General features: G+C 67.7%; 20 protein-coding genes and 1 pseudogene. 6 read left to right on the top strand and 15 right to left on the bottom strand.

Annotation, left to right across the window (positions count from 1 at the left end; genetic code table 11):
- Positions 1–39: 39 nt before the first annotated feature.
- The 5 genes from ABY44_RS03885 to ABY44_RS03865 all read right to left on the bottom strand — a co-directional run bounded on the left by ABY44_RS03885 (position 40) and on the right by ABY44_RS03865 (position 5,622).
- Positions 40–1,266: an alpha/beta fold hydrolase gene (locus ABY44_RS03885; protein WP_060174828.1), complete on the bottom strand. Its 1,227-nt coding sequence runs from the start codon at positions 1,264–1,266 to the stop codon at positions 40–42.
- Positions 1,263–1,676 carry a helix-turn-helix domain-containing protein gene (locus tag ABY44_RS03880; RefSeq protein WP_059486205.1) on the bottom strand — a complete coding sequence of 138 codons (414 nt, stop codon included), beginning with the start codon at positions 1,674–1,676 and terminating at the stop codon, positions 1,263–1,265. The genes ABY44_RS03885 and ABY44_RS03880 overlap by 4 nt, the downstream gene beginning before the upstream one ends.
- Before the next feature lie 226 nt (positions 1,677–1,902).
- Positions 1,903–3,207, bottom strand: a complete 1,305-nt coding sequence (locus ABY44_RS03875) for an MFS transporter (protein WP_431640887.1) — start codon at positions 3,205–3,207, stop codon at positions 1,903–1,905.
- A gap of 125 nt (positions 3,208–3,332) precedes the next feature.
- Positions 3,333–4,091, bottom strand: coding sequence for an SDR family oxidoreductase (locus ABY44_RS03870; RefSeq protein ID WP_060174826.1), 759 nt, complete (start codon positions 4,089–4,091; stop codon positions 3,333–3,335).
- Positions 4,092–4,182: 91 nt separating this feature from the next.
- Positions 4,183–5,622 (bottom strand): aldehyde dehydrogenase family protein, encoded by a 1,440-nt coding sequence (locus ABY44_RS03865; protein ID WP_027786750.1) that lies wholly within the window; start codon positions 5,620–5,622, stop codon positions 4,183–4,185.
- A 233-nt stretch (positions 5,623–5,855) separates the two neighbouring features.
- Between ABY44_RS03865 and ppa the strand changes: the two genes are divergently transcribed.
- On the top strand, positions 5,856–6,383 hold the full coding sequence (gene ppa, locus ABY44_RS03860) for an inorganic diphosphatase (protein WP_027786751.1): 528 nt from the start codon (positions 5,856–5,858) through the stop codon (positions 6,381–6,383).
- Positions 6,384–6,439: 56 nt separating this feature from the next.
- On the opposite strand, the gene ABY44_RS03855 is transcribed toward ppa, so the two are convergent.
- From ABY44_RS03855 to ABY44_RS03845, 3 genes and pseudogenes are all read right to left on the bottom strand, one after another.
- Entirely contained in the window at positions 6,440–7,129 is a 690-nt protein-coding gene (locus ABY44_RS03855) for a GIY-YIG nuclease family protein (RefSeq protein WP_431640891.1), read from the bottom strand.
- 33 nt (positions 7,130–7,162) lie between these two features.
- Positions 7,163–7,324, bottom strand: a pseudogene (locus ABY44_RS03850) (GIY-YIG nuclease family protein); the annotation flags it as partial.
- A gap of 49 nt (positions 7,325–7,373) precedes the next feature.
- Positions 7,374–8,408, bottom strand: a complete 1,035-nt coding sequence (locus ABY44_RS03845) for a helix-turn-helix transcriptional regulator (protein ID WP_060083247.1) — start codon at positions 8,406–8,408, stop codon at positions 7,374–7,376.
- 150 nt (positions 8,409–8,558) lie between these two features.
- Here ABY44_RS03845 and ABY44_RS03840 point away from each other — a divergent pair, with 150 nt between their 5' ends.
- Positions 8,559–10,817: a glycoside hydrolase family 3 C-terminal domain-containing protein gene (locus ABY44_RS03840; RefSeq protein ID WP_060174824.1), complete on the top strand. Its 2,259-nt coding sequence runs from the start codon at positions 8,559–8,561 to the stop codon at positions 10,815–10,817.
- 64 nt (positions 10,818–10,881) lie between these two features.
- Here the strand turns inward: ABY44_RS03840 and ABY44_RS03835 are convergent, their stop codons facing one another.
- Entirely contained in the window at positions 10,882–12,063 is a 1,182-nt protein-coding gene (locus ABY44_RS03835; protein WP_060174823.1) for a GNAT family N-acetyltransferase, read from the bottom strand.
- A gap of 110 nt (positions 12,064–12,173) precedes the next feature.
- Here ABY44_RS03835 and ABY44_RS03830 point away from each other — a divergent pair, with 110 nt between their 5' ends.
- Both ABY44_RS03830 and ABY44_RS03825 read left to right on the top strand, forming a co-directional pair.
- The gene (locus ABY44_RS03830; protein ID WP_060174822.1) at positions 12,174–13,883 is read left to right on the top strand and encodes an NAD+ synthase; all 1,710 of its coding nucleotides are present in this window, start codon (positions 12,174–12,176) and stop codon (positions 13,881–13,883) included.
- 83 nt (positions 13,884–13,966) lie between these two features.
- Entirely contained in the window at positions 13,967–14,305 is a 339-nt protein-coding gene (locus tag ABY44_RS03825; RefSeq protein WP_006398637.1) for a P-II family nitrogen regulator, read from the top strand.
- A gap of 136 nt (positions 14,306–14,441) precedes the next feature.
- Here the strand turns inward: ABY44_RS03825 and ABY44_RS03820 are convergent, their stop codons facing one another.
- On the bottom strand, positions 14,442–15,521 hold the full coding sequence (locus ABY44_RS03820; protein ID WP_034195856.1) for a porin: 1,080 nt from the start codon (positions 15,519–15,521) through the stop codon (positions 14,442–14,444).
- A gap of 563 nt (positions 15,522–16,084) precedes the next feature.
- Entirely contained in the window at positions 16,085–17,011 is a 927-nt protein-coding gene (locus ABY44_RS03815; RefSeq protein ID WP_060174821.1) for a LysR family transcriptional regulator, read from the bottom strand.
- Positions 17,012–17,144: 133 nt separating this feature from the next.
- Here ABY44_RS03815 and ABY44_RS03810 point away from each other — a divergent pair, with 133 nt between their 5' ends.
- Positions 17,145–17,642: a GNAT family N-acetyltransferase gene (locus tag ABY44_RS03810; protein WP_021158490.1), complete on the top strand. Its 498-nt coding sequence runs from the start codon at positions 17,145–17,147 to the stop codon at positions 17,640–17,642.
- 76 nt (positions 17,643–17,718) lie between these two features.
- Here the strand turns inward: ABY44_RS03810 and ABY44_RS03805 are convergent, their stop codons facing one another.
- From ABY44_RS03805 to ABY44_RS03790, 4 genes are all read right to left on the bottom strand, one after another.
- Positions 17,719–18,498, bottom strand: a complete 780-nt coding sequence (locus tag ABY44_RS03805; protein WP_027786759.1) for an ABC transporter ATP-binding protein — start codon at positions 18,496–18,498, stop codon at positions 17,719–17,721.
- 18 nt (positions 18,499–18,516) lie between these two features.
- Positions 18,517–19,230, bottom strand: coding sequence for an ABC transporter permease (locus ABY44_RS03800; protein WP_027786760.1), 714 nt, complete (start codon positions 19,228–19,230; stop codon positions 18,517–18,519).
- The gene (locus ABY44_RS03795; protein ID WP_027786761.1) at positions 19,227–19,916 is read right to left on the bottom strand and encodes an ABC transporter permease; all 690 of its coding nucleotides are present in this window, start codon (positions 19,914–19,916) and stop codon (positions 19,227–19,229) included. The genes ABY44_RS03800 and ABY44_RS03795 overlap by 4 nt, the downstream gene beginning before the upstream one ends.
- 241 nt (positions 19,917–20,157) lie before the next feature.
- Positions 20,158–20,940: an ABC transporter substrate-binding protein gene (locus ABY44_RS03790; RefSeq protein WP_021158492.1), complete on the bottom strand. Its 783-nt coding sequence runs from the start codon at positions 20,938–20,940 to the stop codon at positions 20,158–20,160.
- Positions 20,941–21,309: 369 nt separating this feature from the next.
- On the opposite strand from ABY44_RS03790, the gene ABY44_RS03785 reads away from it, so the two are divergent.
- Positions 21,310–21,680: pirin family protein (locus tag ABY44_RS03785; RefSeq protein WP_431640881.1), on the top strand; the 371-nt coding region annotated here is incomplete at its 3' end.

The raw sequence follows: 21,680 nt of genomic DNA, 5'->3' as shown, positions 1-21,680 counted from the left end.
CGGGGCTTTTTTTCGTCCAGGGCGGGCCCGGACGACACGTCATGCGTCTAGCTTGCGCAGCAGGTCGTCCTCGCTGGCGACGAACCACACCGATTGCCCGCGATTCGATTCGCGCACGAGTGCGCGGAACGCTTCGCTGCGGGTGAGCCAGCGCTCGATGTCGCCGACCACGCCGAGCCTGACGCCGTAGTTGACGAGCTTCTGCAGGACGGCGCCCGCGAGGCCGCTTTCGAGCCGGTAGAAGTCGTCGTGCAGCGCGTCCGCGGGCACCGCGATCCAGTCGGCTTCGTGCTCGTGCGCGAGGGCGACGAGGTCGAGCGCATCGCTTTCCCGCTGCACGACGGCGGCGGAGGGATCACGGACCAGCACGCGGCGGCCGGCTGCCTGAACGATTCGGTGGGGCATGTCGATGGTTTCCGTCGACGCGAGAAACGCGAGTACGGTGTCGCGTTGCCCGCGGATGAAGTGGGGCTGCTCGGGAAGAAACAGGATCTGCGCGTGCGGCACGAGACGCGTCAGGCGCTCACGCGTGTCGCGCGAGTCGAGCATCACGTCGCGGCCGCCGACGATCGCCAGCGTGGGCACCGACAGCGTGCGCAGCACGTTGTCGGCGAACACCGGAATCGGTTCGATGCGCGGGCAAAACCCGCGATCGACGGCGTGCATCAGCGCGAGCGTGTCACGTTCGGCCGCCGTCGACGCGGGCGGCAGGCGGCCGAGCACGCGCCGTCGCACGCACGCGCGCCCGGCATCGCCGAGCAGTAACAGCGGCAGCGCCCACCACAGAAACCGCTTCTGCCGGCCGATGCCGGACGGGCAGAGCAGCGCGAGCCGCGTCACGCGTGCCGGCCGCCGCAACGTGAAGTCGAGCGCCGTTCGTGCCCCGAGCGAGATGCCGACGAACGCGGCACGTGACACCTGCAGGCCGTCCAGCACGTCGTCGAGCCACTGCGCATGCGCGTCGCCCTCAAGCGGCAGTCGCGACGGCGCGCTCGGTCCTGCTTCGCCGATCACGTCGATCGCATGGAGCCGGAAGTGTGTCGACCATTGCGCCGCGTAATGCTGCCAGCTCGCCGCCGTCGTCTGCGCGCCGTGGATCAGCACGACCGGCGGCGCGTGCTCGGGGCCGCAGGTGATCACGTGCGTCGCGCCATGGCGCGTCTGCACCGTGACGCGCCGATGCCCGGCCGGCCAGTGCGACAGCGCGGCGTCGTAAGCCGCGCGAATGGCGCGTGCATGGCGCGGCGACCTGAAGATCGCGCTCATGTCCCGCTTTGCTGCAGCAGCGCCTCGAGCGACGACATCAGCACGGCCGTGTCGGCCGGCGTCGCGGCGACGATGATCTTGACCTGGCTCGCGGCGGGATCGAACGTGACGTCGATCCGCACGGGATCGACGTACGACGTGCGGCCGGACGCCATCGCATGCAGCGATCGCGACAGGTACTGGTGCAGCGACTGCGACGCGTCCGGAATGTCGACGATGCTGGTGACGCGCACCGCACGCGGCACGGGCGCGGCCGGCTCGGTTTGCGCGAACGCGGCGAGGTCGGTGTCGAGGATGCGGTAGGCGCGGCCGACCCGCGTCGCACGCAGCTTGCCCTCGCGGATGAAGCGCAGGACGGTCTTCGGGTGGAGGCGCAGGCGGGCGGCGGACTCGTCGACGGTATGGAACATGATCGGCTCGTGATGCTCAATATGTTCCCTATTGTTCCATGAAATAAGGATCAATTGGGGGTATTGCGGGAATCATGGCATCAGAGCTGGCGGGATACCGCGCCGGCATCGTCCGGGCGGCACGCATGTGGAAGCAGAAACGCCCCGCTGGCCGGAGCGGTTCCGGCCAGCGGGGCGTTTCCGGGGCGGATCGTCCGCCGGCAGGGAGGCGCCGATGCGCCCCGTGTCATTTGTCGACCAGCCGCTTCGGCACCGACAGCGCGAGCAGCCCGCCGAGCACGAGGAACCCGGCGAGCATGTACATGCCCGAATCGTTGGCGCCCGTCGCCTGCTTGAGCCAGCCCATCAGGTACGGGCTCAGGAAGCCGGCGAGGTTGCCGATCGAGTTGATCATCGCGATGCCGGCAGCGGCCGCCGTGCCGCCGAGGAACGCGGTCGGCAGGCTCCAGAACAGCGGCAGCGTGGTCAGGATGCCGATCGTCGCGAGCGTGAGGCCGAGCATCGCGAGCGCGGTCTGGTGCGCCCAGACCACCGACAGCACGAGCCCGAACGCGCCGATCGCGGCCGGAATCGCGACGTGCCAGCGGCGTTCGCGGTGCCGGTCCGCGCTGCGCGCGATCAGGATCATCGCGACCACCGCGGCCGCATACGGAATCGCCGACAGCAGGCCGATCATGAACGTGTCGGTCACGCCGGTGGCCTTGATGATCGTCGGCAGCCAGAAGCCGACGCCGTAGAGCCCCATCACGAACGAGAAATAGATCAGCGCCATCAGCCACACGCGCGGGCTCGACATCACGGTGCCGAGCGGCAGGTCTTCCTTGGTCGCTTCCTCCGCGTCGACGTTGCGGGTGAGCAGCGCCTTTTCCTCGTCGGTCAGCCACTTCGCCTTCGAGATCCGCTCGTCGAGCGAGAAGAACACGAGCACGCCGGCGAGCACCGACGGGATGCCTTCGAGCAGGAACAGCCATTGCCAGCCGTGCCAGCCGCTCACGCCGTCGAACGCCTTCAGGATGAAGCCCGAGATCGGCCCGCCGATCACGCCGGACAACGCGACCGCCGTCATGAAGAACGTCGTCATCCGGCCGCGCCGGTGCGCGGGATACCAGTAGGTGAGGTAGAGGATCACGCCGGGGAAGAAGCCTGCCTCGGCGACGCCGAGCAGGAAGCGCATCACGTAGAACATCGCGGGCGTCGTGACGAACATCGTCAGGATCGAGATCACGCCCCACGTCGCCATGATGCGGGCGATCCACACGCGCGCGCCGACCTTGTGCAGGATGATGTTGCTCGGTACTTCGAAGAGGAAATAGCCGAAGAAGAAGATTCCGGCGCCGAGCCCGTAGACGGTGTCGCTGAGATTCAGGTCGCTCGCCATCTGCAGCTTCGCGAAGCCGACGTTCACGCGGTCGAGATACGCGACCACGTAGCACAGCAGCAGGAGCGGCACGAGCCGCCACGACACCTTGCGATAGGTTGCTTCCTCGAATGCGCCGGACGAGCCCGGCAGCGACTGCGTCGATGTTGCCATGTTGTCTCCTGTCCTTGTAATTGGCCGGAGAAGGCGTAGCGGTGCCTGGTCCGGAGTCGTGCGAAGCCATGCGCGTGTGCCGCGGCGGTTGCCGGCCGCGGCACGCTGCGGCAAGGGGGATACGGCTAGATGCAGCGCCCGCCGTCGACTTCGAGACAGACGCCCGTGATGAACTCGGCCTCGTCGGATGCCAGGTACAGCGCCGCGTTCGCGATGTCCTGCGGCGTCGAGAAGCGGCCGAGCGGGATCGTCGCGAGGAAGCGGCTGCGGTTCTCGGGGGTATCCTCGCAGCCCATGAACTCCGTCATCAACGCGGTTTCGCCGAGCACGGGGTTGATGCAGTTCACGCGGATGCGGTCGGCGCCGAGTTCGGCCGCGAGCGACTTGCTCGCGGTGATCATCGCGCCCTTCGTGCTGTTGTACCAGACGAGGCCCGGCCGCGGCCGCACGCCGGCCGTCGACGCGACGTTCACGAACACGCCGCCGCCCCGCCCGCGGAAGTACGGAACGAAGGTCTGCACGCACCAGAACAGGCTTTTCATGTTGACCGCGTACACGCGGTCGAATTCGGCCTCCGTCACGTCGAGCACCGGCTTGTTGCGGTGCGTGGTGCCCGCGTTGTTCACGACGATCTGCACCGCGTGGAAATCGTCGAGCGTCGCCTGCAGCAGCGCGTGCCAGTCGTCCTGCCGCGACACGTCGCCGGCCACCGCGATTGCCTTGCCGCCCGCGAGCGCGATCTCGCTCGCGACACGCTCGGCCGCCGCGCCGTTCAGGTCGTTGACGACGACGTTCGCGCCTTCGCGCGCATATGTCTTCGCGATGCCTTCGCCGAACCCCGAGCCGCCGCCCGTGACGATGGCCGTCTTGCCGCTCAACCGCATGGTGTGTCTCCTGTGCTGGATTTAGTGTCGTCGTGCTTCGGCATGCGGCCGCGCGCTGCCGGCCGCATGCCGCGTCCTGCTTGCCGCGTGTTCAGCCGTGCCGGATCGCGATCGTTTTCAGCGCGGTGAAGCCGTACAGTGCCTCGAAGCCTTTCTCGCGGCCATGCCCCGAATGGCCGACACCGCCGAACGGCAGCTCGACGCCGCCGCCCGCGCCATAGTTGTTGATGAACACCTGGCCGGCCCGCAGGCGCCGCGCGATACGCATCTGGCGTGCGCCGTCGCGCGTCCAGATGCCCGCGACGAGGCCGTACGGCGTGCCGTTCGCCAGCGCGACGGCTTCGTCTTCGTCGACGAAACGCATCGCGGCGAGCACGGGGCCGAACACTTCCTCCTGCGCGAGCCGGTGCGACGGCGGCACGTCGCGCAACAGCGCGGGTGCCTGGTAGAAGCCGCTTTCGGGTGCCTCGGCGACGACCTGCCCATGCGCGGCCATCGGAATGCCGTCGTGCTGCGCGTCGGACAGGAAATCCCACACGCGCTGCTGCTGCTTCGCGTTGATCAGCGGGCCGCAGTCGAGGTCGGCGCGGCTCGGGCCGACGCGCAGCCCGTTGAACGCGGTGGCGAGCCGCTCGACGAGCGGCTCGTACACCGCGCGCTCGATCAGCACGCGGCTGCCGGCCGAGCAGGTCTGCCCGCCGTTCTGCACGATCGCCGATACGAGCACGGGCAGCGCCGCCTCGAGGTCGGCATCGGCGAACACGATCTGCGGCGACTTGCCGCCGAGTTCGAGCGTGACGGGTACGTGGTTCTCGGCCGCCATCTGCGTGACCAGCTTGCCGGTGGCCGGGGAGCCCGTGAACGAGATGTGGTCGATGCCGGGATGGCGCGCGAGCGCGGCGCCGGCCTCATGGCCGTAGCCGGTGACGATGTTGAGCGCGCCGGCCGGCAGCCCGGCCTCGGCGGCCAGCTCGGCGACGCGCAGCAACGACAGGCACGCATCCTCGGCCGGCTTGACGACGCATGCATTGCCGGCCGCGAGCGCGGCGCCGACGCTGCGCCCGAAAATCTGCATCGGGTAGTTCCACGGCACGATGTGGCCCGTGACGCCGTGCGGCTCGCGCACCGTCAGCACGGTGTAGCCGGCTTGGTAGGGAAGGGTTTCGCCGTGCAGCTTGTCGGCCGCGCCTGCGTAGAACTCGAAGTAGCGCGCGAGCGCGGCGGCATCCGCGCGTGCCTGCTTGAGCGGCTTGCCGGTGTCGCGTGCCTCGATCGTGGCGAGTTCCTCGAGGGAATCGGCCACGCGCGCCGACAGCCGCATCAGCACGCGGCCGCGCTCGGCGGCGCTTTTGGCGCCCCATGGGCCCGCGAACGCGTCGCGGGCCGCGGCGACCGCACGCTCGATGTCGGGCGCCGTGCCGCGGGCAATGGCTGCGAACGGCTGGCCGTCGGACGGATCGACGACCGCGATGGTTTCCAGTTGCGCAGGCAACGTCCATTCGCCTGCGATGAAGTGCTTCGCCTCTTCCATGCGTGCTCCTGTCTTCGCGTCGACCGCCGACGGTGCTCCGGCGCCGACGCCGATTCCATGCAACGCGGCCGGTGGTTCGACGGCCGGACATCGGGAACGATTATCGCGCCGATCGTCATCCGGACGCCACCGGTCGATTGGCTATAATGGCGCATTCCGTTGGGGGACGCCTGCGGCGATGCATCGGCCGCGGCGCCCTGTCCCGAATTCCCATCGACCTACAGAGAGTGCTCATGAGCTTCAACCATGTTCCGGCCGGCAAGGACCTGCCGCAAGATTTCAACGTGATCATCGAGATTCCCGCGCAAAGCGACCCGGTGAAGTACGAGGCGGACAAGGAACTGGGCCTCCTCGTCGTCGACCGTTTCATCGGCACGGGCATGCGCTATCCGGTGAACTACGGCTACATCCCGCAGACGCTGTCGGGCGACGGCGATCCGGTCGACGTGCTGGTGATCACGCCGTTCCCGCTGCTGGCAGGCTCGATCGTGCGTTCGCGCGTGCTCGGCATGCTGCAGATGACCGACGAGTCGGGCGTCGACGCGAAGCTGGTCGCGGTGCCGCACGACAAGGTCTGCCCGATGACGGCCAACCTGAAGTCGATCGACGACGTGCCCGAGTACCTGAAGGACCAGATCAAGCACTTCTTCGAGCAATACAAGGCGCTCGAGAAGGGCAAGTGGGTGAAGGTCGAAGGCTGGGCCGGCATCGAAGCCGCGCACAAGGAAATCGCCGACGGCGCAGCGAACTACAAGAAGTAAGCCGGCTGGCCGGCCTCGCGGCCGGTTCGTTCGGAACGCAAACCGCGCGTGTCTCGTCAGGAGGCCGCGCGGTTTTGTTTTGTGCGCGGGCCGGCGCCCGGGGTGGCCTTCTTTCGGGGGCGCGCGGGGGCCGGCGCAGGCAGGGCGTTCGCGTTCGATGCGCTTCTCGCACGATTCGCGCGCGTGGCGCGGCCGGTGGCGGTGACCGGATTCGCCGGGGTTTCGACCGCGTCGATGGTGGTCTTTGTTGGCGATTCGCGGCTGCGCGCCGGCGCGGAAGCAACGTCGGTGCGTGGTTTGGCGACGGACTTGCCGCCGGCTGCCGGCGCTTTCTGCTTCGGTGCGGCCTTCGTGGCCTTCGTGGCCGCCTTGCCGCGAGACGAGCCCTTTTTCACTTCGGCCGCGTCGTCGGTCTTCGCACGCTTCGTGGCAGGCGTGGCCTTGGTCTTCTTGGGCGCCTGCGCGGCCTGTCCGCGCTTCACGGTTTTTGCGGGCACGGACGCTTTCCCGTCATTCCCGGCCTTCGCGGCTTTCTTGACGGGCTTGTCCGTTTCAGCGGCCTGCGCCGCGATGTCGACAGACTGCGCCTTCGCCTTCTTTGGCCCGCGCTTACCGGCCTTCAACCCTGCCTTCAACCCGGCCGCATCGACGTTCCCGTCGATCGGCATCCCGGCCGGCAACACCGACTCGAGCGTCCGGATCCCGGCCGCCAGTTCGCGTTTCTGCGCGGCCGTGAGCCGCTTCACCCAGTACTCGGCCCGCGATGCGATCGACCGGTCGGGCAGCGGAAACGACGCGAGCACCGCGCGCGGCTTGTGCGAGCGCGTGTAGCGCGCGCCCTTGCCGGACGCGTGCTCGTCGAAGCGCGCGGAGACATCGGTCGTGATGCCCGTGTAGATGCTGTCGTCGGCGCATTCGATCAGGTACAGAAACCAGGACATGGCAGGGCGGCGGGATGCGAAGCCGCCAGTGTCTCAGAAAAGGCGCGCGTCAACGCCATCGATCGCCGTGCCCGTCGCGAAAACGGCTCGGCGCTGCGCCGAGTTCGCGCGTGAAGAAGCGCGTGAACGCGCTCGTCGAACGGAAGCCGACGCGCACGCCGATCTCGCCGATCGGCAGTTGCGTATTCAGCAGCAGGTCGCGCGCCTCGCCGAGCCGCGCCTGCGCGACGAGCGCATGAAAGCCGACCGCCTCGCGATGCAGCCGCCGGCGCAGCGTCCAGCGCGACATCGCGAAGCGCGTGCACACGTGCTGCATCAGCGTGTCGGTCGGTACATCGGCTTCGTCGGCAGTACGCAGCCAGTCGCGCACGCATTGCTCGACCGACGAGCCGAACGTCGAGCGCACGCGTACACGCTCGCGCGCGGCGTCGGCCGCGTGACGCTGAATGCCGGCGAGCGGCGCGTTGTAGCGTTCGAACGGCGTGTCGAAGTGCGCGGAGCGCAGCACGATGCGGTTGTGCGCGGCATCGAACGACATCGGTGCACCGAGCATGTCGCGCAGCGCGGCGGCGGGTGCGAACGCGCGGCCGGCGAAGGCGGCGTCGTCGACGCACACGTGCGGATCGTACAGGCGGGCGAGCGCGGCGAGGATCGCGAGGTTCGCGAACGCGCTGCCCGCGTGCCGGCCGTCGCCTTCGTTCACGTATTCGAGCGCGATCGCGTCGCCGTTCTCATGCGCGAAGACCCAGTCGACGTTGCCGATCAGCTCGCGATAGTGCAGGTAGCCGTGCAGCGCGTCGCGCAGTGTCGCCGCGTTGCACGTGACGCCCGCGAGTTCCGGGAACGGCACGAGCCACGGCACGACCTGCGGCGGCGGGCGATGCCACGACAGCGGCCATGCGCTCGTGAGCCGCATCGCGGCGACGTGCCGGTCGCCCGCGATGCGGCGCGTGTCGTCGGCAAGCTCGGCCGGACCGATGCCGAGCGTGTCGTAAAGCGGTGCGAGATCGATGCCGTTCGCGCGCGCGTCTTCGCACAGCCAGCGGTAGATCCGCACGGATACCGATTTCTGTTGCAACTCCATGTCTGTCCCCCTTCGTCATGCCGTTCGGGTTTGTCCCCGCTGCGAGAGGTCAACGCATGCTCCTGCCGGTCAAGCGTGGTGACCGGTCAATTTTTAGACTCGGACGCTGGAGTGTGGCGACAAGTACAACAGAACGATTCAGGAGGATCAATGAAAACTTCGCTGTTCCGGTGTTCGACGATTGCGTCCGCGTGCGCGCTCACGGTGCTGCTCGCGTCGTGCGGCGGCGACGACATCCACGCGGGTCCGGCCGCGCCGGCCGACCCCGATGCCGCGGCCGACCAGCGCGCGGCCGCGCTCGTCGCGCAACTGACGACCGACGAGAAACTGCAGCTCGTGCACGGCACGGGCCTGCCGGCGCTCGACCTGGGCGGCCCGTTCCCGGCCGACGCACTCAATGGCGCGAGCTACATCCCGGGCGTGCCGCGGCTCGGCATTCCGGCCGTCAGCAGCGCCGATTCGGCGGGCGGCGTGAACGTGAAGAACGCGCGCGTGACCGCGCTGCCGGCGCCGGTCGCGCTCGCGGCGACGTGGGACCCGGCGCTCGCCGGCACCTACGGCACGCGTATCGCGCTCGAACTGCGTGCGCTCGGGTTCGCGGAAGGGCTCGGCGGCGGCGTGAACCTCGCGCGCGAGCCGCGCAACGGCCGCACGTTCGAATACATGGGCGAGGATCCGGTGCTGGCGGGCACGCTGAGCGCCGCGCGCACCCAGGCGACGCAGGCGCAGAAGGTGATCGCGACGATCAAGCATTTCGCGTTCAACGACCAGGAAACCAACCGGATGACGATCGATTCGGTCGTCGACGAGCGGACCATGCGCGAGGCCGAACTGCTCGCGTTCGAGATCGGCGTGAAGGACGGCCAGCCGGGCAACGTGATGTGCTCGTACAACAAGCTGAACGGCGTGTACGCGTGCGAGAACCCGTATCTGCTGACCACGGTGCTGAAGAACGAATGGGGCTTCAAGGGCGTCGTGCAGTCCGACTGGGGCGCGACGCATTCGACGGTCGCGGCCGTGCAGGCGGGGCTCGACGAGGAGGAGCCGGGCGCGGCGGACGACAACAACGCACCGCTCGGCTCGTTCTTCAACACGAAGCTGCGTGCGGCGCTGCAGGCCGGCAGCGTGTCGGCCGCACGGCTGAACGACATGGTGCAGCGCAAGCTGCGCACGCTGATCCGCATCGGCGTGATGGACGCACCGCCGAAGCCGGGCGGCGCGATCGACGAAGCGGCCGGCAACGCCGATGCGCTCGCGATCGCGCGGCAATCCGCGGTGCTGCTGAAGAACGCGGCCGCGCCCGGCGATGCGCAGCCCGTGCTGCCGCTGGCGGCCGGCGCGCTGAAGTCGGTCGTCGTGATCGGCGGGCATGCGGACGCGGGCGTGCTGTCGGGCGGCGGCTCGGGCGCGGTGCCGGCGATCGACGGCAATGCGGTGACGACCTGCCAGCAACCCGCCGACACGCTGTTCGGCGGCTGTGCGACGTGGTACAAGTCCGCGCCGCTCGCGGCGATTCGCGCGAAGGCGCCGAACGCGGCGGTCAGCTACCTCGACGGAACCGACGCGAATGCCGCGGCGAGCGCGGCCGCGCAGGCCGATGTCGCGATCGTGTTCGCGACGCAGTGGCAGACGGAAGGGCTCGACCTCGCGAGCCTGTCGCTGCCCGATGCGAAGGCCGATCCGTACAACCAGCAATACGACCAGAACGTGCTGATTGCGGCGGTCGCGGCGAAGGCGAAGCGCGTGATCGTCGTGCTCGAGAACGGCAGCCCCGTGCTGATGCCGTGGCTCGCGAACGTGCATGGCGTGCTCGAAGCGTGGTATCCCGGCGCGCAGGGCGGCCAGGCAATCGCCGATCTGCTGTTCGGCGATGCGAACCCGTCAGGCCGGCTGCCGCTGACGTTCCCGAAGCAGGAGGCTGACCTGCCGCAGCCGGCGATCGATCCGTCGCGCACGCAGACCGTCTACGCGGAAGGGCTCGCGTACGGCTATCGCTGGTTCGACGCGAAGGCGATCGAGCCGCTGTTCCCGTTCGGCTACGGGCTGTCGTACACGACGTATGCGTTGTCGGCGATGTCCGCGCGGGCCGATGCGGCAGGCAACGTGACGGTCGGCGTGACGGTGACGAACACCGGCGCGCGGGCCGGTGCGCAGACGGTGCAGATCTACGCGGCACTGCCCGCGTCGCTCGGCGAACCGCCGAAGCGCCTCGTCGGCTGGACCAAGGTCGCGCTGCAGCCGGGCGAGGCGCGTACCGTCAGCGTTGCGGTGCCGGCGCAGCGCTTCGCGGTGTGGGATGCGAATGCGCATGCGTGGCGGATCGCCGCGGGCAGCTACGGGCTGTCGGCGGCGGCTTCGTCGCGTGACCCGCAGGCGCAGTCGACGACGGTGACGCTCGCCGCGCACTGAGCCGGGCGGCCGCGCGGCATGCGGCGAGGCCGGTCGTGGTCTCGCCGCATGCCGGCACGTACCGTCACGTTCCGGCGCCGCGCCGGAACGGATCGTGTTCGCGCAATTCGTCGACGTACGCGTGGATATGCTCGGTCTCGCGTTCGAGAAAGCGCGCGACGGCGTCGGAGAATGCCGGGTGCGCGAGCCAGTGCGCGGAGTGCGTGACGGTCGGCAGGAAGCCGCGTGCGAGCTTGTGTTCGCCCTGCGCGCCGCCTTCGAACGTGTCGAGCCCGGCCTCGATGCAGAATTCGAGCAGCTGGTAGTAGGCCGTCTCGAAATGCAGGCACGGCACGTGCTCGACCGCTCCCCAGTAGCGGCCGTACAGCGTGCCGCCGCCGTTCTCGCCGCGCCGGTAGACGGCGAGTGCGCTCGCGATCGGCTGGCCGCCGGCTTCCGCGATCACGAGCAGCAGGTTCTCGGGCATCGTCGCACCGATCGTGCGGAAGAAGTCGAGGTTCAGGTACGGGCTCGAATAGTGTTCGCGATAGGTCTGCCGGTAGCAGCGCGAGAAGAAGCGCCAGTCGGCGTCGGTGATCCGGTCGCCGGTCAGCCGCCGGAACGTCACGCCCGCCTCGTGCACCTTGCGCCGCTCCGCGCGGATGTTCTTGCGCTTCTTCTGCTCGAGCGTGCCGAGGAAATCGTCGAAGTGGCGGTAGCCGTCGTTGATCCAGTGGAACTGCACGCCTTCGCGCAGCATCATGCCCATCGATTCGAGGAGCGCCGCTTCGTCGCCGGTCGGGAACAGCACGTGCAGCGACGACACGTCGCTCTGCTCGGCGAATGCGAGCAGCGTGGCCGCGAGCCGGCGGCGCGCATCGTCGTCGGCCGCGAGCAGGCGCGTGCCCTGCACGGGCGTGAACGGCACCGCGCACAGCAGCTTCGGGTAGTAGGGCAGGTCGTTGCGCTGGTACGCGTCGGCCCAGGCCCAGTCGAACACGTATTCGCCGTACGAATGCTGCTTCGCGTAGACGGGCGCGGCGGCCGCGAGGCGGCCGGTGCGCTCGTCGGTCAGCGTGACGAAATGCGGCGACCAGCCGGTGTCGTCGACCGCGCAGCGCGCGACGTGCAGCGCGTCGAGGAATTCGTGGCGCAGGAAGGGCGTCGGCTGCGCGTCGCGGGCGAGCAGTGCGTTCCATTCGTCGGCCGGCACCTCCGCGGGGGACGACAGGATGCCCGTGCGATAATCGATGCGTTCGTGTTTCAAGCGTGAATCCGTACCGTTCTGTGTCGCCGGATGCGAGGGCCTGCGTGGCCCGCACCGGGACGATTTCGTCAGCCGTTCAGGGCGCGCCGCCGGGCTGCGCCAATCCCGCCATGAAGACCCGACTCGCTCTCGCCCAGATCAACGTCACCGTTGGCGATTTCGCCGGCAACGTCGCGCGGATCGTCGCGGCCGCACGCGCCGCGCACAACGATGGTGCGCAGCTGATGATCGCACCCGAACTTGCGCTGTCCGGCTATCCGCCGGAAGACCTGCTGCTGCGGCCGGCGTTCTACGCGGCGGCGGCCGCCGCGCTCGACGCGCTCGCCGGCGCCTTGAAGGCGTTCGACGGGCTCGCGGTGCTGGTCGGCCATCCGTTGCGCGCTGCGCCGGGCGGCGATCCGCATGCGCCAGCCGTCGATGGTAATGCAAACCGCCCGATCGAGCGCGGCGTGCCGCCCACCGATACCTACAACGCGGTATCGCTGATCGTCGGCGGCGAGATCGTCGGCACCTACCGCAAGCAGGACCTGCCCAACACCGAGGTGTTCGACGAGAAGCGCTACTTCGCGACGGACGCCGAGCCGCTCGTGTTCGAGCTGAACGGCGTGAAGTACGGCGTGATCATCTGCGAGGATGCGTGGCATGCATCGGCCGCGCAGATCGCGAAGGCGGCCGGCGCGCAGGTGCTGCTGATCCCGAACGGCTCGCCGTACCACATGAACAAGGAAGCGGTGCGCGTCGACATCCTGCGCGCGCGGATTCGCGAAACCGGGCTGCCGATGGTGTACGTGAACCTCGTCGGCGGCCAGGACGAACTCGTATTCGACGGCGGCTCGTTCGTGCTCGACGCGCAGGGCGCGCTCGTCGCGAGGATGCCGCAGTTCGACGAAGGGCACGCGATCGTCGAATTCGACGGCGCGCGGCCGCTGCCCGGCGCGATCGCGCCCGAGCTGTCGACCGACGCGCAGGTGTACCGCGCGCTCGTGACCGGCGTGCGCGACTACATCGGCAAGAACGGCTTTCCGGGCGTGCTGATCGGGCTGTCGGGCGGTGTCGATTCGGCGCTGGTGCTCGCGGTCGCATGCGATGCGCTCGGGCCCGGGCGCGTGCGCGCGGTGATGATGCCGTCGCGCTTCACGGCCGACATCTCGACCACCGACGCGGCGGACATGGCGCGGCGCGTCGGCGTGCGCTACGACGAGATCGCGATCGCGCCGATGTTCGACGCATTCCGCGCATCGCTCGCGGGCGAGTTCGCGGGCCGCGCGGAAGACGCGACGGAAGAGAACATCCAGGCGCGCATCCGCGGCACGCTGCTGATGGCGCTGTCGAACAAGTTCGGCTCGATCGTGCTGACGACCGGCAACAAGAGCGAGATGGCGGTCGGCTACTGCACGCTGTACGGCGACATGGCCGGCGGCTTCGCGGTGATCAAGGACATCGCGAAGACGCTCGTGTACCGGCTCTGCCGCTATCGCAACGAAACGGCCGACTATGCCCTGCGCGACGTGATCCCCGAGCGGATCCTCACGCGTGCGCCGTCGGCCGAGCTGCGCGAGAACCAGACCGACCAGGACAGCCTGCCGCCGTACGACGTACTCGACGCGATCATGCGGATGTACATGGAAGAGGATCGGCCGCTCGCCGAGATCGTCGCGGCCGGTTATGCGCAGGCGGACGTCGAACGCGTGACGCGGCTCATCAAGATCAACGAATACAAGCGCCGCCAGGCGCCGATCGGCATTCGCGTCACGCATCGCGCATTCGGGCGTGACTGGCGCTACCCGATCACGTCACGTTTTACCGAACGCCTCGACTGAGCCGTGCTGGGCCGCATGCGGCTCGCAGGCTTACAATCGGGGTCGCGATTTTTCATCCAAACGAGCATTGGGGGACAACCACCATGAAACGCATCACTGCCATCATCAAGCCGTTCAAGCTGGACGAAGTCCGCGAAGCGCTCGCCGAAGTGGGTCTCACGGGCCTGACCGTGACGGAAGTGAAGGGCTTCGGCCGCCAGAAGGGGCATACCGAGCTGTATCGCGGCGCCGAATATGTCGTCGACTTCCTGCCGAAGATGAAGATCGAGGTCGTCGTCGCGGAAGCGCAGGTCGACCAGGTGATCGACGCGGTGATCGGCGCGGCGCGCACCGGCAAGATCGGCGACGGCAAGATCTTCGTGTCGGATGTCGAGCGCGTGATCCGCATCCGCACCGGCGAAGAGAACGAAGCGGCCGTCTGAGCGCCGTATTCGTCAGCGGGCCGTTTCAGGCCCCGCCAATAAAAAACGGTGCGATACCCGGGTGGGTACCGCACCGATACGCGCCTCTCGCAGCAGCGTGGAAAGTGTTGCCGAATCGTTCTTTGACGGCGCCTGATCAGAACAGGTGCTGGATGCCGGCGTAGACGCCGGTCTGGCTGCCGCCCGGATTCGGGTTGCCCGTCGACACGGCCGTACCGGCGCCGTTCGCGTTCAGGCCGAAGTTGGCGTTCTTGCTGTTGCGCACCGTCGCGACCTGCAGGTCGAACAGCGTGCGCTTCGAGATGTTGTACGAGCCGCCGACGGTGTAGATGTTCGCGTTGCCGCCGCCGTGGTTCGCGTTCACGTGATACACGGCCGCGATCAGCGCCGCTGCCGGCGTTGCCTGCCACGTCACGCCGCCCCAGACCTGCTGGGTGCCCGTCACGCCGGCGTTCACTGCCGGGCCGCCGCTGCCGTCCGCGCGCGAGGCCTGGTAAGCGGCCTGAACCTTGAACTGGCCGAGGAACACGTTCACGCCCGCGAAGTATTCACGCGAGTAGTTGAACACGTCCGAGAAGCGGCCGTTGCTGTCGCGCGTTTCGTCGTAGATGCCGCGCAACTGGAACAGCGAATTCGTATAGGTGACCTGTGCGCCGGCTGCACGGCCCGGTTGGCCGGCCGTCGTGTTGCCGTTGAAGCTGGTCGAGTTGGAGAACGAGAACTGGCCGTAGAAGTCGAGGCCGTAGAACTGCGGCGACTGGTACGACACGTTGTTGCTGGTCTTGTTCCAGTTGCGACCGCGCACCAGCGATGCCGTCGACCAGGCCGACTGGCCGAACGGGTCGAAGTCCCACACGCCGTTGGCGATCGCGAGTTCACGACCCAGCAGCAGCGTACCGTAGCGGTCGTTCGAGATACCGACCGTCGCATAACGATCCCAGATCGAGCCGCTGAAGCCGCCCGTCATCGTATTGAACGCACCTTCGAGGTGGAACAGGATCTTGTTGCCGCCGCCGATGTCTTCGGTGCCCTTCAAGCCCCACAGGCTGGTGCCCCAGTCGCCGCTTTCCGCGCGCACCTGGTGGCCGTTTTGCAGGCCGTTCAGGTACTCGAGGCCGGCATCCAGGCGACCATACAGCGTGACGCTGCTCTGCGCGTGCGCCGTCACCACCCCAGCAGCCATCAGCGCGGCCGCGACCAAAGCTTTCTTCATCATCTCCTCCATACCCTGTCAAAAAGTCAACCCAGACTGCACGAGATGCCCGGAGCGCGAGCGCCGGGCAAAAGCGGGATAACCAGGGAGACCTCGTGCAGGGCCGGTAAGCGCAGCACGCGGGCAAGCGGACGGAAAACCGTTGAGCGGTCCCGCGCAGCCGGGTCGGCCTGCGGGGTCTCCTTGTAGTGTCGTGAAGCTAAACTACATTTCACGAACTTCGTTTTGCTACTTTGGTTACTAATTTAGCAAAAATACAATTTTGTGGCGATGGAAATCGTTGTTTGACTAACACCTGTCGCCAAATTGCCATGCAACACGGTGGGCAACAGGTGCGCCGAGGGTTTGCAATTAACGGAAAACCCTTGTCCCACAAGGGAGACACAGCTTTCGCAAACATGGATCAAGGATTGCCACTATTGACGTTGCAGGGGGCGCGGGCGTAAGCGCCATACAAGAGGAATTGGTAAGTATTTCGTAATGATTGGGCGGGCACCGGACGTCGCCGGCCCGTGCCTGTCGCGCTGGCACGGCAACGCGCGACGCGGTGCGCCGGCGCGCTCCGGTCAGGCAGGCTCCGGCCTCGCTTCGAGCAACTGCGTGCGAATCCAGCGATGCGCATCGGTGCGTGCGTGCTTCGCGTGCGAGTAGACCTTCACGGTGTAGCGCGGGATCTCGAACGGCGCCGGAAAGATGCGGATCGGCGCCGCGTGCCGCAGCGCCTGCGCGGCGCGGTTCGGCACGGTCATCAGCAGCGCGGATTCCGCAATCAGGAACGGCGCGGCCAGCACGGTCGGCAACTGCACGGCGACTTGCCGTGCGAGGCCGAGCCGGTCGAGCACGTGGTCGACGACGCCGCGCGACTCGTTCCACGGCGTGACGACCACGTGGCGTGCCGCCAGGTACTGGTCGAGCGTGAGCCGCCGGCGGACGTCCGGATGCGCGGCGCTCGCGATGACGACGTAGTCGTCGGAGAACCAGTCGAAGTCCTCGATGCCCGGCGCGTCGGCCGCCGATTCCTCGTGGTAGCCGAGCGCGAAATCGATGCGGCCGGCCGCGAGTTCGTCGACGGAGATCTTCCGGTCGGAATGCACGACGCGGATCCGCAACCGCGGCGCGACATGCTGGATGCGCGCGAGAAACGCCGGCAGTACCGCGAATGCCGTGTAGTCGGTCGCCGCGAACACGAACGTGCGGTCGCTTTGCGCGGGATCGAAGCGGCGCGCGCGGGCAAGCCCCTTCGACATCGCGTCGAGCGCGTCGCCGGCCCAGGTGGCGATGTCGTCGGCGCGCACGGTCGGCTGCATCTCGTTGCCGAGGCGCACGAACAGGGCATCGCCGATCGCGTCGCGCAACCGCGCGAGCGCGTGGCTCAGCGCGGACGGGCTCAATGCGAGCTCGTGCGCGGCCGCGGCGACGGACCGGTGGCGGTACAGCGCGTCGAACACGAGCAGCAGGTTCAGGTCGAGACGGCGCAGGTCGGGATGCATCATGTTCAGGTCAGGATGAAAAACCTGCACTTCCTGCAGGCGCTGCGTGAACGTAGCATGACGATCTGATTGGCGCCAGCGCGGCTGCGCGGCGCCGCTTTCCGTTTCAAGTCCGGGCCGGAGGAGGGCTCATCCCGTGCAAATCGACATTCGTTCCGCCACCGTCGCCGACGTGCCGCAGATCCTGCGTTTCATTACCGAACTGGCCGTCTACGAGAAGGCGGAGCACGAAGTGGTCGCGACGCCCGCGTCGCTCGAGCGCAGCCTGTTCGGCGACGGATCGCCGGCGCGCGCGCTGATCTGCGAGGTCGACGGCGAGCCGGCCGGCTTCGCCGTGTATTTCTTCTCGTATTCGACGTGGCTCGCCCGGCAGGGGCTGTATCTCGAGGACCTGTACGTGTCGCCGCGTTTTCGCGGCGCGGGCGCCGGGCTGCGGCTGCTGAAGGCGCTCGCGCGGATCGCGGTCGAGTCGGGCTGCGGGCGTTTCGAGTGGAGCGTGCTCGACTGGAACGAGCCGGCGATCCGCTTCTACGAGAGCGTCGGCGCGGCGCCGCAGAGCGAATGGGTGCGCTACCGGCTCGCGGGCGACGAACTGCGCGCGTTTGCCGACAGCGCGCCGGTGAGCGCCGCATGAACGCCACGTAAATGCCACGTAAACGCAAAACGGGCGCCGCGAGGCGCCCGTTCGAACGTCGTGCGTTTCGTGCGCGTTACTTGAGGCTGCCGGACAGGAACCCGCGCAGGCGTTCGCTCTTCGGGTTGGCAAACACCTCGGACGGCACGCCTTCTTCCTCGACGCGGCCCTGGTGCAGGAACATCACATGGTTCGACACGTTGCGCGCGAAGCCCATCTCGTGCGTGACGACGATCATCGTGCGGCCTTCCTCGGCGAGCTTCTGCATCACCTTCAGCACTTCACCCACCAGTTCCGGGTCGAGCGCCGACGTCGGTTCGTCGAACAGCATCACGTCCGGATGCATCGCCAGCGCGCGCGCAATCGCGACACGCTGCTGCTGGCCGCCCGACAGGTGCGACGGATACTGCTTCTCGACGCGCGGCGCGAGGCCGACTTTCTCGAGATACGCGCGCGCACGCTCCTCGGCTTCCTTCTTCGGGATGCCGAGCACGTTCACGGGCGCTTCCATCACGTTCTCGATCACGTTCATGTGCGACCAGAGATTGAAGTGCTGGAACACCATCGACAGCTTGGTGCGCACGCGCTGCAGCTGCTTCGTATCGGCCGCGCGCAGCGCGCCCGTCTTGTCGAGCGCGGTGCGCACTTCCTCGCCGTCGACGAAGATGCGGCCCGCATTCGGCTGCTCGAGGAAGTTGATGCAGCGGAGCATCGTGCTCTTGCCGGAGCCGGACGAGCCGATCACGCTGATCACGTCGCCCGAGTTCGCCTTCAGCGACACGCCCTTGAGCACCTCGTTGTCGCCGTATCGCTTGTGCAGATCGTCGACGAAAAGCTTCTGAGTCTGGGAATTCATCAATAGTCCTGCGAAAACTTACTTGCCTTGCGGGCGCAGATACGCGAGCCAGCGACGCTCGGCCTGGCGGAACAGCCACACGAGCGTGAACGAGATCACGAGGTAGAGCAGGGCGGCGATGCCGAACGCATGGAACGACATGTAGGTCGCCGAGTTCACGTCGCGGGCGATCTTCAGGATGTCCGGCACGGTCGCGGTGAAGGCGACGGTGGTCGCGTGCAGCATCAGGATCACTTCGTTGCTGTACAGCGGCAGCGCGCGGCGCAGTGCCGACGGCAGGATCACGCGGCGATACATCGTGAACGTGGACATCCCGTAGGCACGCGCGGCTTCGATCTCGCCGTACGACGTCGCCTTGATCGCGCCCGCGAAGATCTCGGTGGTGTACGCGCAGGTGTTCAGCGTGAACGCGAGCAGCGTGCAGTGCATCCCGTCGCGGAAGAACGCGTCGAGCATCGGCGTGCCGCGCACGGCCTGCAGGCTGTAGAGGCCCGTGTAGCAGAGCAGCAGCTGCACGTAGAGCGGCGTGCCGCGGAACACGTACGTATAGAGCCACACGGCGCCCGACAGCCACTTCTTCTTCGACACGCGCGCGACCGCGAGCGGCACCGACAGGCAGAAGCCGAGGCCGATCGACACGACCAGCAGCCACAGCGTGATCGCGACGCCGGTGATGCGGTAGCCGTCGGTGTAGAGGTAGTTGCGCCAGTATTCTTGGATGAGGTCGATCATAGGTCAGCCTTGCGGACGCCGGTCGAGTAGCGCTTTTCGAGCCACATCAGCACGAAGTTCGAGATCGTCGTGATCGCGAGGTAGACGGCACCCGCGATCAGCGTGAAGAAGAAGAACCGCAGCGTGCCCTTGCCGGCGTCCTGCGACGCCTTCACGACATCGGCCAGGCCGATGATCGACACGAGCGCGGTCGACTTCACGAGCACCTGCCAGTTGTTGCCGATGCCCGGCAGCGCGAAGCGCATCATCTGCGGGAACATGATCCGCGTGAACACCTGCCAGCTGGTCATCCCGTACGCGCTGCCGGCCTCGAGCTGGCCGCGCGGCACCGACAGGAACGCACCGCGGAAGGTCTCGGTGAAGTACGCGCCGTAGATGAAGCCGAGCACGAGCACGCCGGCGAGGAACGGGTCGATGTCGATCTGGTCCCAGCCGAGCGCGTCGGTCGCCATGTTCAGCCAGATCTGCAGGCTGTAGAACAGCAGCAGCATCAGCACGAGGTCGGGCACGCCGCGGATCAGCGTGGTGTAGACGGTGCCGACGCCGTTCGTGAAGCGGTTGCGCGACAGCTTCGCGCCCGCGCCGAGCAGCCCCAGCAGGAACGACAGCGCAAGCGAAAGCACCGCCAGTTTGACGGTTTGCCAGGTGCCCGCGAGGATCAGCGGGCCGTAACCTTGTAGAAACATATGTGGTCCCTGGTGTGGTCCCTAGTGGGGTCCCGTAGGGCGCACGCGGTGCGCCGCGAAAGACGCGCCCGCCAAGCTGCGCGGAACGCCCCGTGCGTATCATGACCGTCCGCCCCGGCATCGGTGCCAGGCCAGCCCGTCGCGCGAGCGGCGGGCGAGGGGGCGGGCGGCGCGTGGTCGACTGCCTGTACTGCCCGGACACGGGGCCGCCCCCGCATCCGTTACCTCTTCTTTTCGACGCTCAGCGGGCCGAAGCCGAATAGACGCTGAACGCGAAATACTTGTGCGACAGCCGGTCGTACGTGCCGTCCTTGTGCATGTCGGCCAGCGCCTTGTTGATCTTGAGCTTCAGGTCCGTATCTTCCTTGCGCAGGCCGATCGCGGTGCCGTCGCCGATCGTCTTCGGATCCTTCACTTCCGGCCCGGCGAATGCGAAGCCCTTGCCGCGCGGCGTGCGCAGGAAGCCGTAGTCAGCTTGCAGCTCGTCCTGCAGCGTCGCGTCGAGGCGGCCCGAGCCGAGATCGGCATAGACCTGGTCCTGGTTCTGGTAAGGAATGATCGTCACACCCTGCGGCTCCCAGTACGCCTTCGCGTAGGTTTCCTGCGTCGAGCCCTGCTCGACGCCCACGCGCTTGCCCTTCAGCGAGGCGATCGTCGGCAGCAGCGGCGAACCGGCCTTCGCGATCATCCGCGCCGGCGCGTCGTATACCTTGTCGGAGAAGTCGATCTGTTCGCGGCGCTTGTCCGTGACGGTCAGCGACGACACGATGACGTCGTACTTCTTCGCCTTCAGCGCCGGGATGATCCCGTCGAGATCCTGCGCCACCCACACGCATTTCACGTTGATCCGCTTGCAGATTTCCTTGGTGAGATCGACGTCGAACCCGACGATCTCGCCGCTCGGCGCGGTCGACTCGAACGGCGGGTAGCTGGCGTCGACGCCGATCCGCACGGTCTTCCACTCCTTCGCGAAGGCGCTGCCCGCCACGAGGGCGAGGGCGGCGCACAGGGCGGCCTTCTTCATTTCGATCCTTCTGTTGCTGACTTTCCGGGGGCGCTCGCGGCCGGTCGGACCGGGCGCCGCGGCGTATTCTAGACGGCCAAAATTCGCCGATCGGCGCTCTGGCGATGGCGGCCGCCGGAACGGCGAACGCCAAAAGGGCGGTATTTTACCCGAACGCGATACCCGGAAACCGGCAATCCGGGCCGACCGATCGATTCTTCGAGGCATTGATCCGGCTGTTGCGATAATCGCCGCATTTGCAGCGGGCATTGGGTCAATTGCATCCGCAGATGCAACGATGCAGTGCGCGAGCGGTGGATTGTGGCGCGATTGGCACACTCATACAGTGACGGCATACCAGAACAGCGCCTCTCACGGAGTGTCCGTCCCATGTTCCAGATCCGCCGCGCCGCCGATCGCGACCAGCGCAGCCATGGCTGGCACGAATTCCTTCACAGCTTTCCTTGCGCGTCCGCCCGGAGCGGGCCGCCGGTCTTCGGCGCGTTGCGCGAACTGAACGAGGAATGCATCGCGCCGACCCGCGGCTACGGGATGCGGCCGTACCGGGATGCGGAAATCGTCACCTACGTGCTCGACGGCGCGCTCGCGCACCGCGACAGCCTCGGCAACGGGGCAATCGTGCGTGCGGGCGGCGTGCAGCGCTTGAGCGCCGGCACCGGCGTCATGCTCAGCGAAGCCAACGCGTCGTGGGACCAGCCGCTGCGCCTGCTGCGGATCTGGCTCGCGCCGGCCGGGGCGGG

Source organism: Burkholderia sp. ZZQ-2 (assembly GCF_050768715.1).
GTDB classification, from domain to species: domain Bacteria; phylum Pseudomonadota; class Gammaproteobacteria; order Burkholderiales; family Burkholderiaceae; genus Burkholderia; species Burkholderia cepacia.
Note: the sequence above shows the minus strand (reverse complement) of the source record. Positions and strands in the feature narration are given on the sequence as shown.

Bases quoted from the DNA above. Each gene is read 5' to 3' on its own strand.
- ABY44_RS03795 (WP_027786761.1), bottom strand. From the start codon at position 19,916: ATGTTTCTACAAGGTTACGGCCCGCTGATCCTCGCGGGCACCTGGCAA.
- ABY44_RS03790 (WP_021158492.1), bottom strand. From the start codon at position 20,940: ATGAAGAAGGCCGCCCTGTGCGCCGCCCTCGCCCTCGTGGCGGGCAGC.
- ABY44_RS03800 (WP_027786760.1), bottom strand. From the start codon at position 19,230: ATGATCGACCTCATCCAAGAATACTGGCGCAACTACCTCTACACCGAC.
- ppa (WP_027786751.1), top strand. From the start codon at position 5,856: ATGAGCTTCAACCATGTTCCGGCCGGCAAGGACCTGCCGCAAGATTTC.
- ABY44_RS03865 (WP_027786750.1), bottom strand. From the start codon at position 5,622: ATGGAAGAGGCGAAGCACTTCATCGCAGGCGAATGGACGTTGCCTGCG.
- ABY44_RS03805 (WP_027786759.1), bottom strand. From the start codon at position 18,498: ATGAATTCCCAGACTCAGAAGCTTTTCGTCGACGATCTGCACAAGCGA.
- ABY44_RS03825 (WP_006398637.1), top strand. From the start codon at position 13,967: ATGAAACGCATCACTGCCATCATCAAGCCGTTCAAGCTGGACGAAGTC.
- ABY44_RS03870 (WP_060174826.1), bottom strand. From the start codon at position 4,091: ATGCGGTTGAGCGGCAAGACGGCCATCGTCACGGGCGGCGGCTCGGGG.
- ABY44_RS03880 (WP_059486205.1), bottom strand. From the start codon at position 1,676: ATGTTCCATACCGTCGACGAGTCCGCCGCCCGCCTGCGCCTCCACCCG.
- ABY44_RS03840 (WP_060174824.1), top strand. From the start codon at position 8,559: ATGAAAACTTCGCTGTTCCGGTGTTCGACGATTGCGTCCGCGTGCGCG.
- ABY44_RS03815 (WP_060174821.1), bottom strand. From the start codon at position 17,011: ATGATGCATCCCGACCTGCGCCGTCTCGACCTGAACCTGCTGCTCGTG.
- ABY44_RS03820 (WP_034195856.1), bottom strand. From the start codon at position 15,521: ATGATGAAGAAAGCTTTGGTCGCGGCCGCGCTGATGGCTGCTGGGGTG.
- ABY44_RS03885 (WP_060174828.1), bottom strand. From the start codon at position 1,266: ATGAGCGCGATCTTCAGGTCGCCGCGCCATGCACGCGCCATTCGCGCG.
- ABY44_RS03845 (WP_060083247.1), bottom strand. From the start codon at position 8,408: ATGGAGTTGCAACAGAAATCGGTATCCGTGCGGATCTACCGCTGGCTG.
- ABY44_RS03830 (WP_060174822.1), top strand. From the start codon at position 12,174: ATGAAGACCCGACTCGCTCTCGCCCAGATCAACGTCACCGTTGGCGAT.
- ABY44_RS03875 (WP_431640887.1), bottom strand. From the start codon at position 3,207: ATGGCAACATCGACGCAGTCGCTGCCGGGCTCGTCCGGCGCATTCGAG.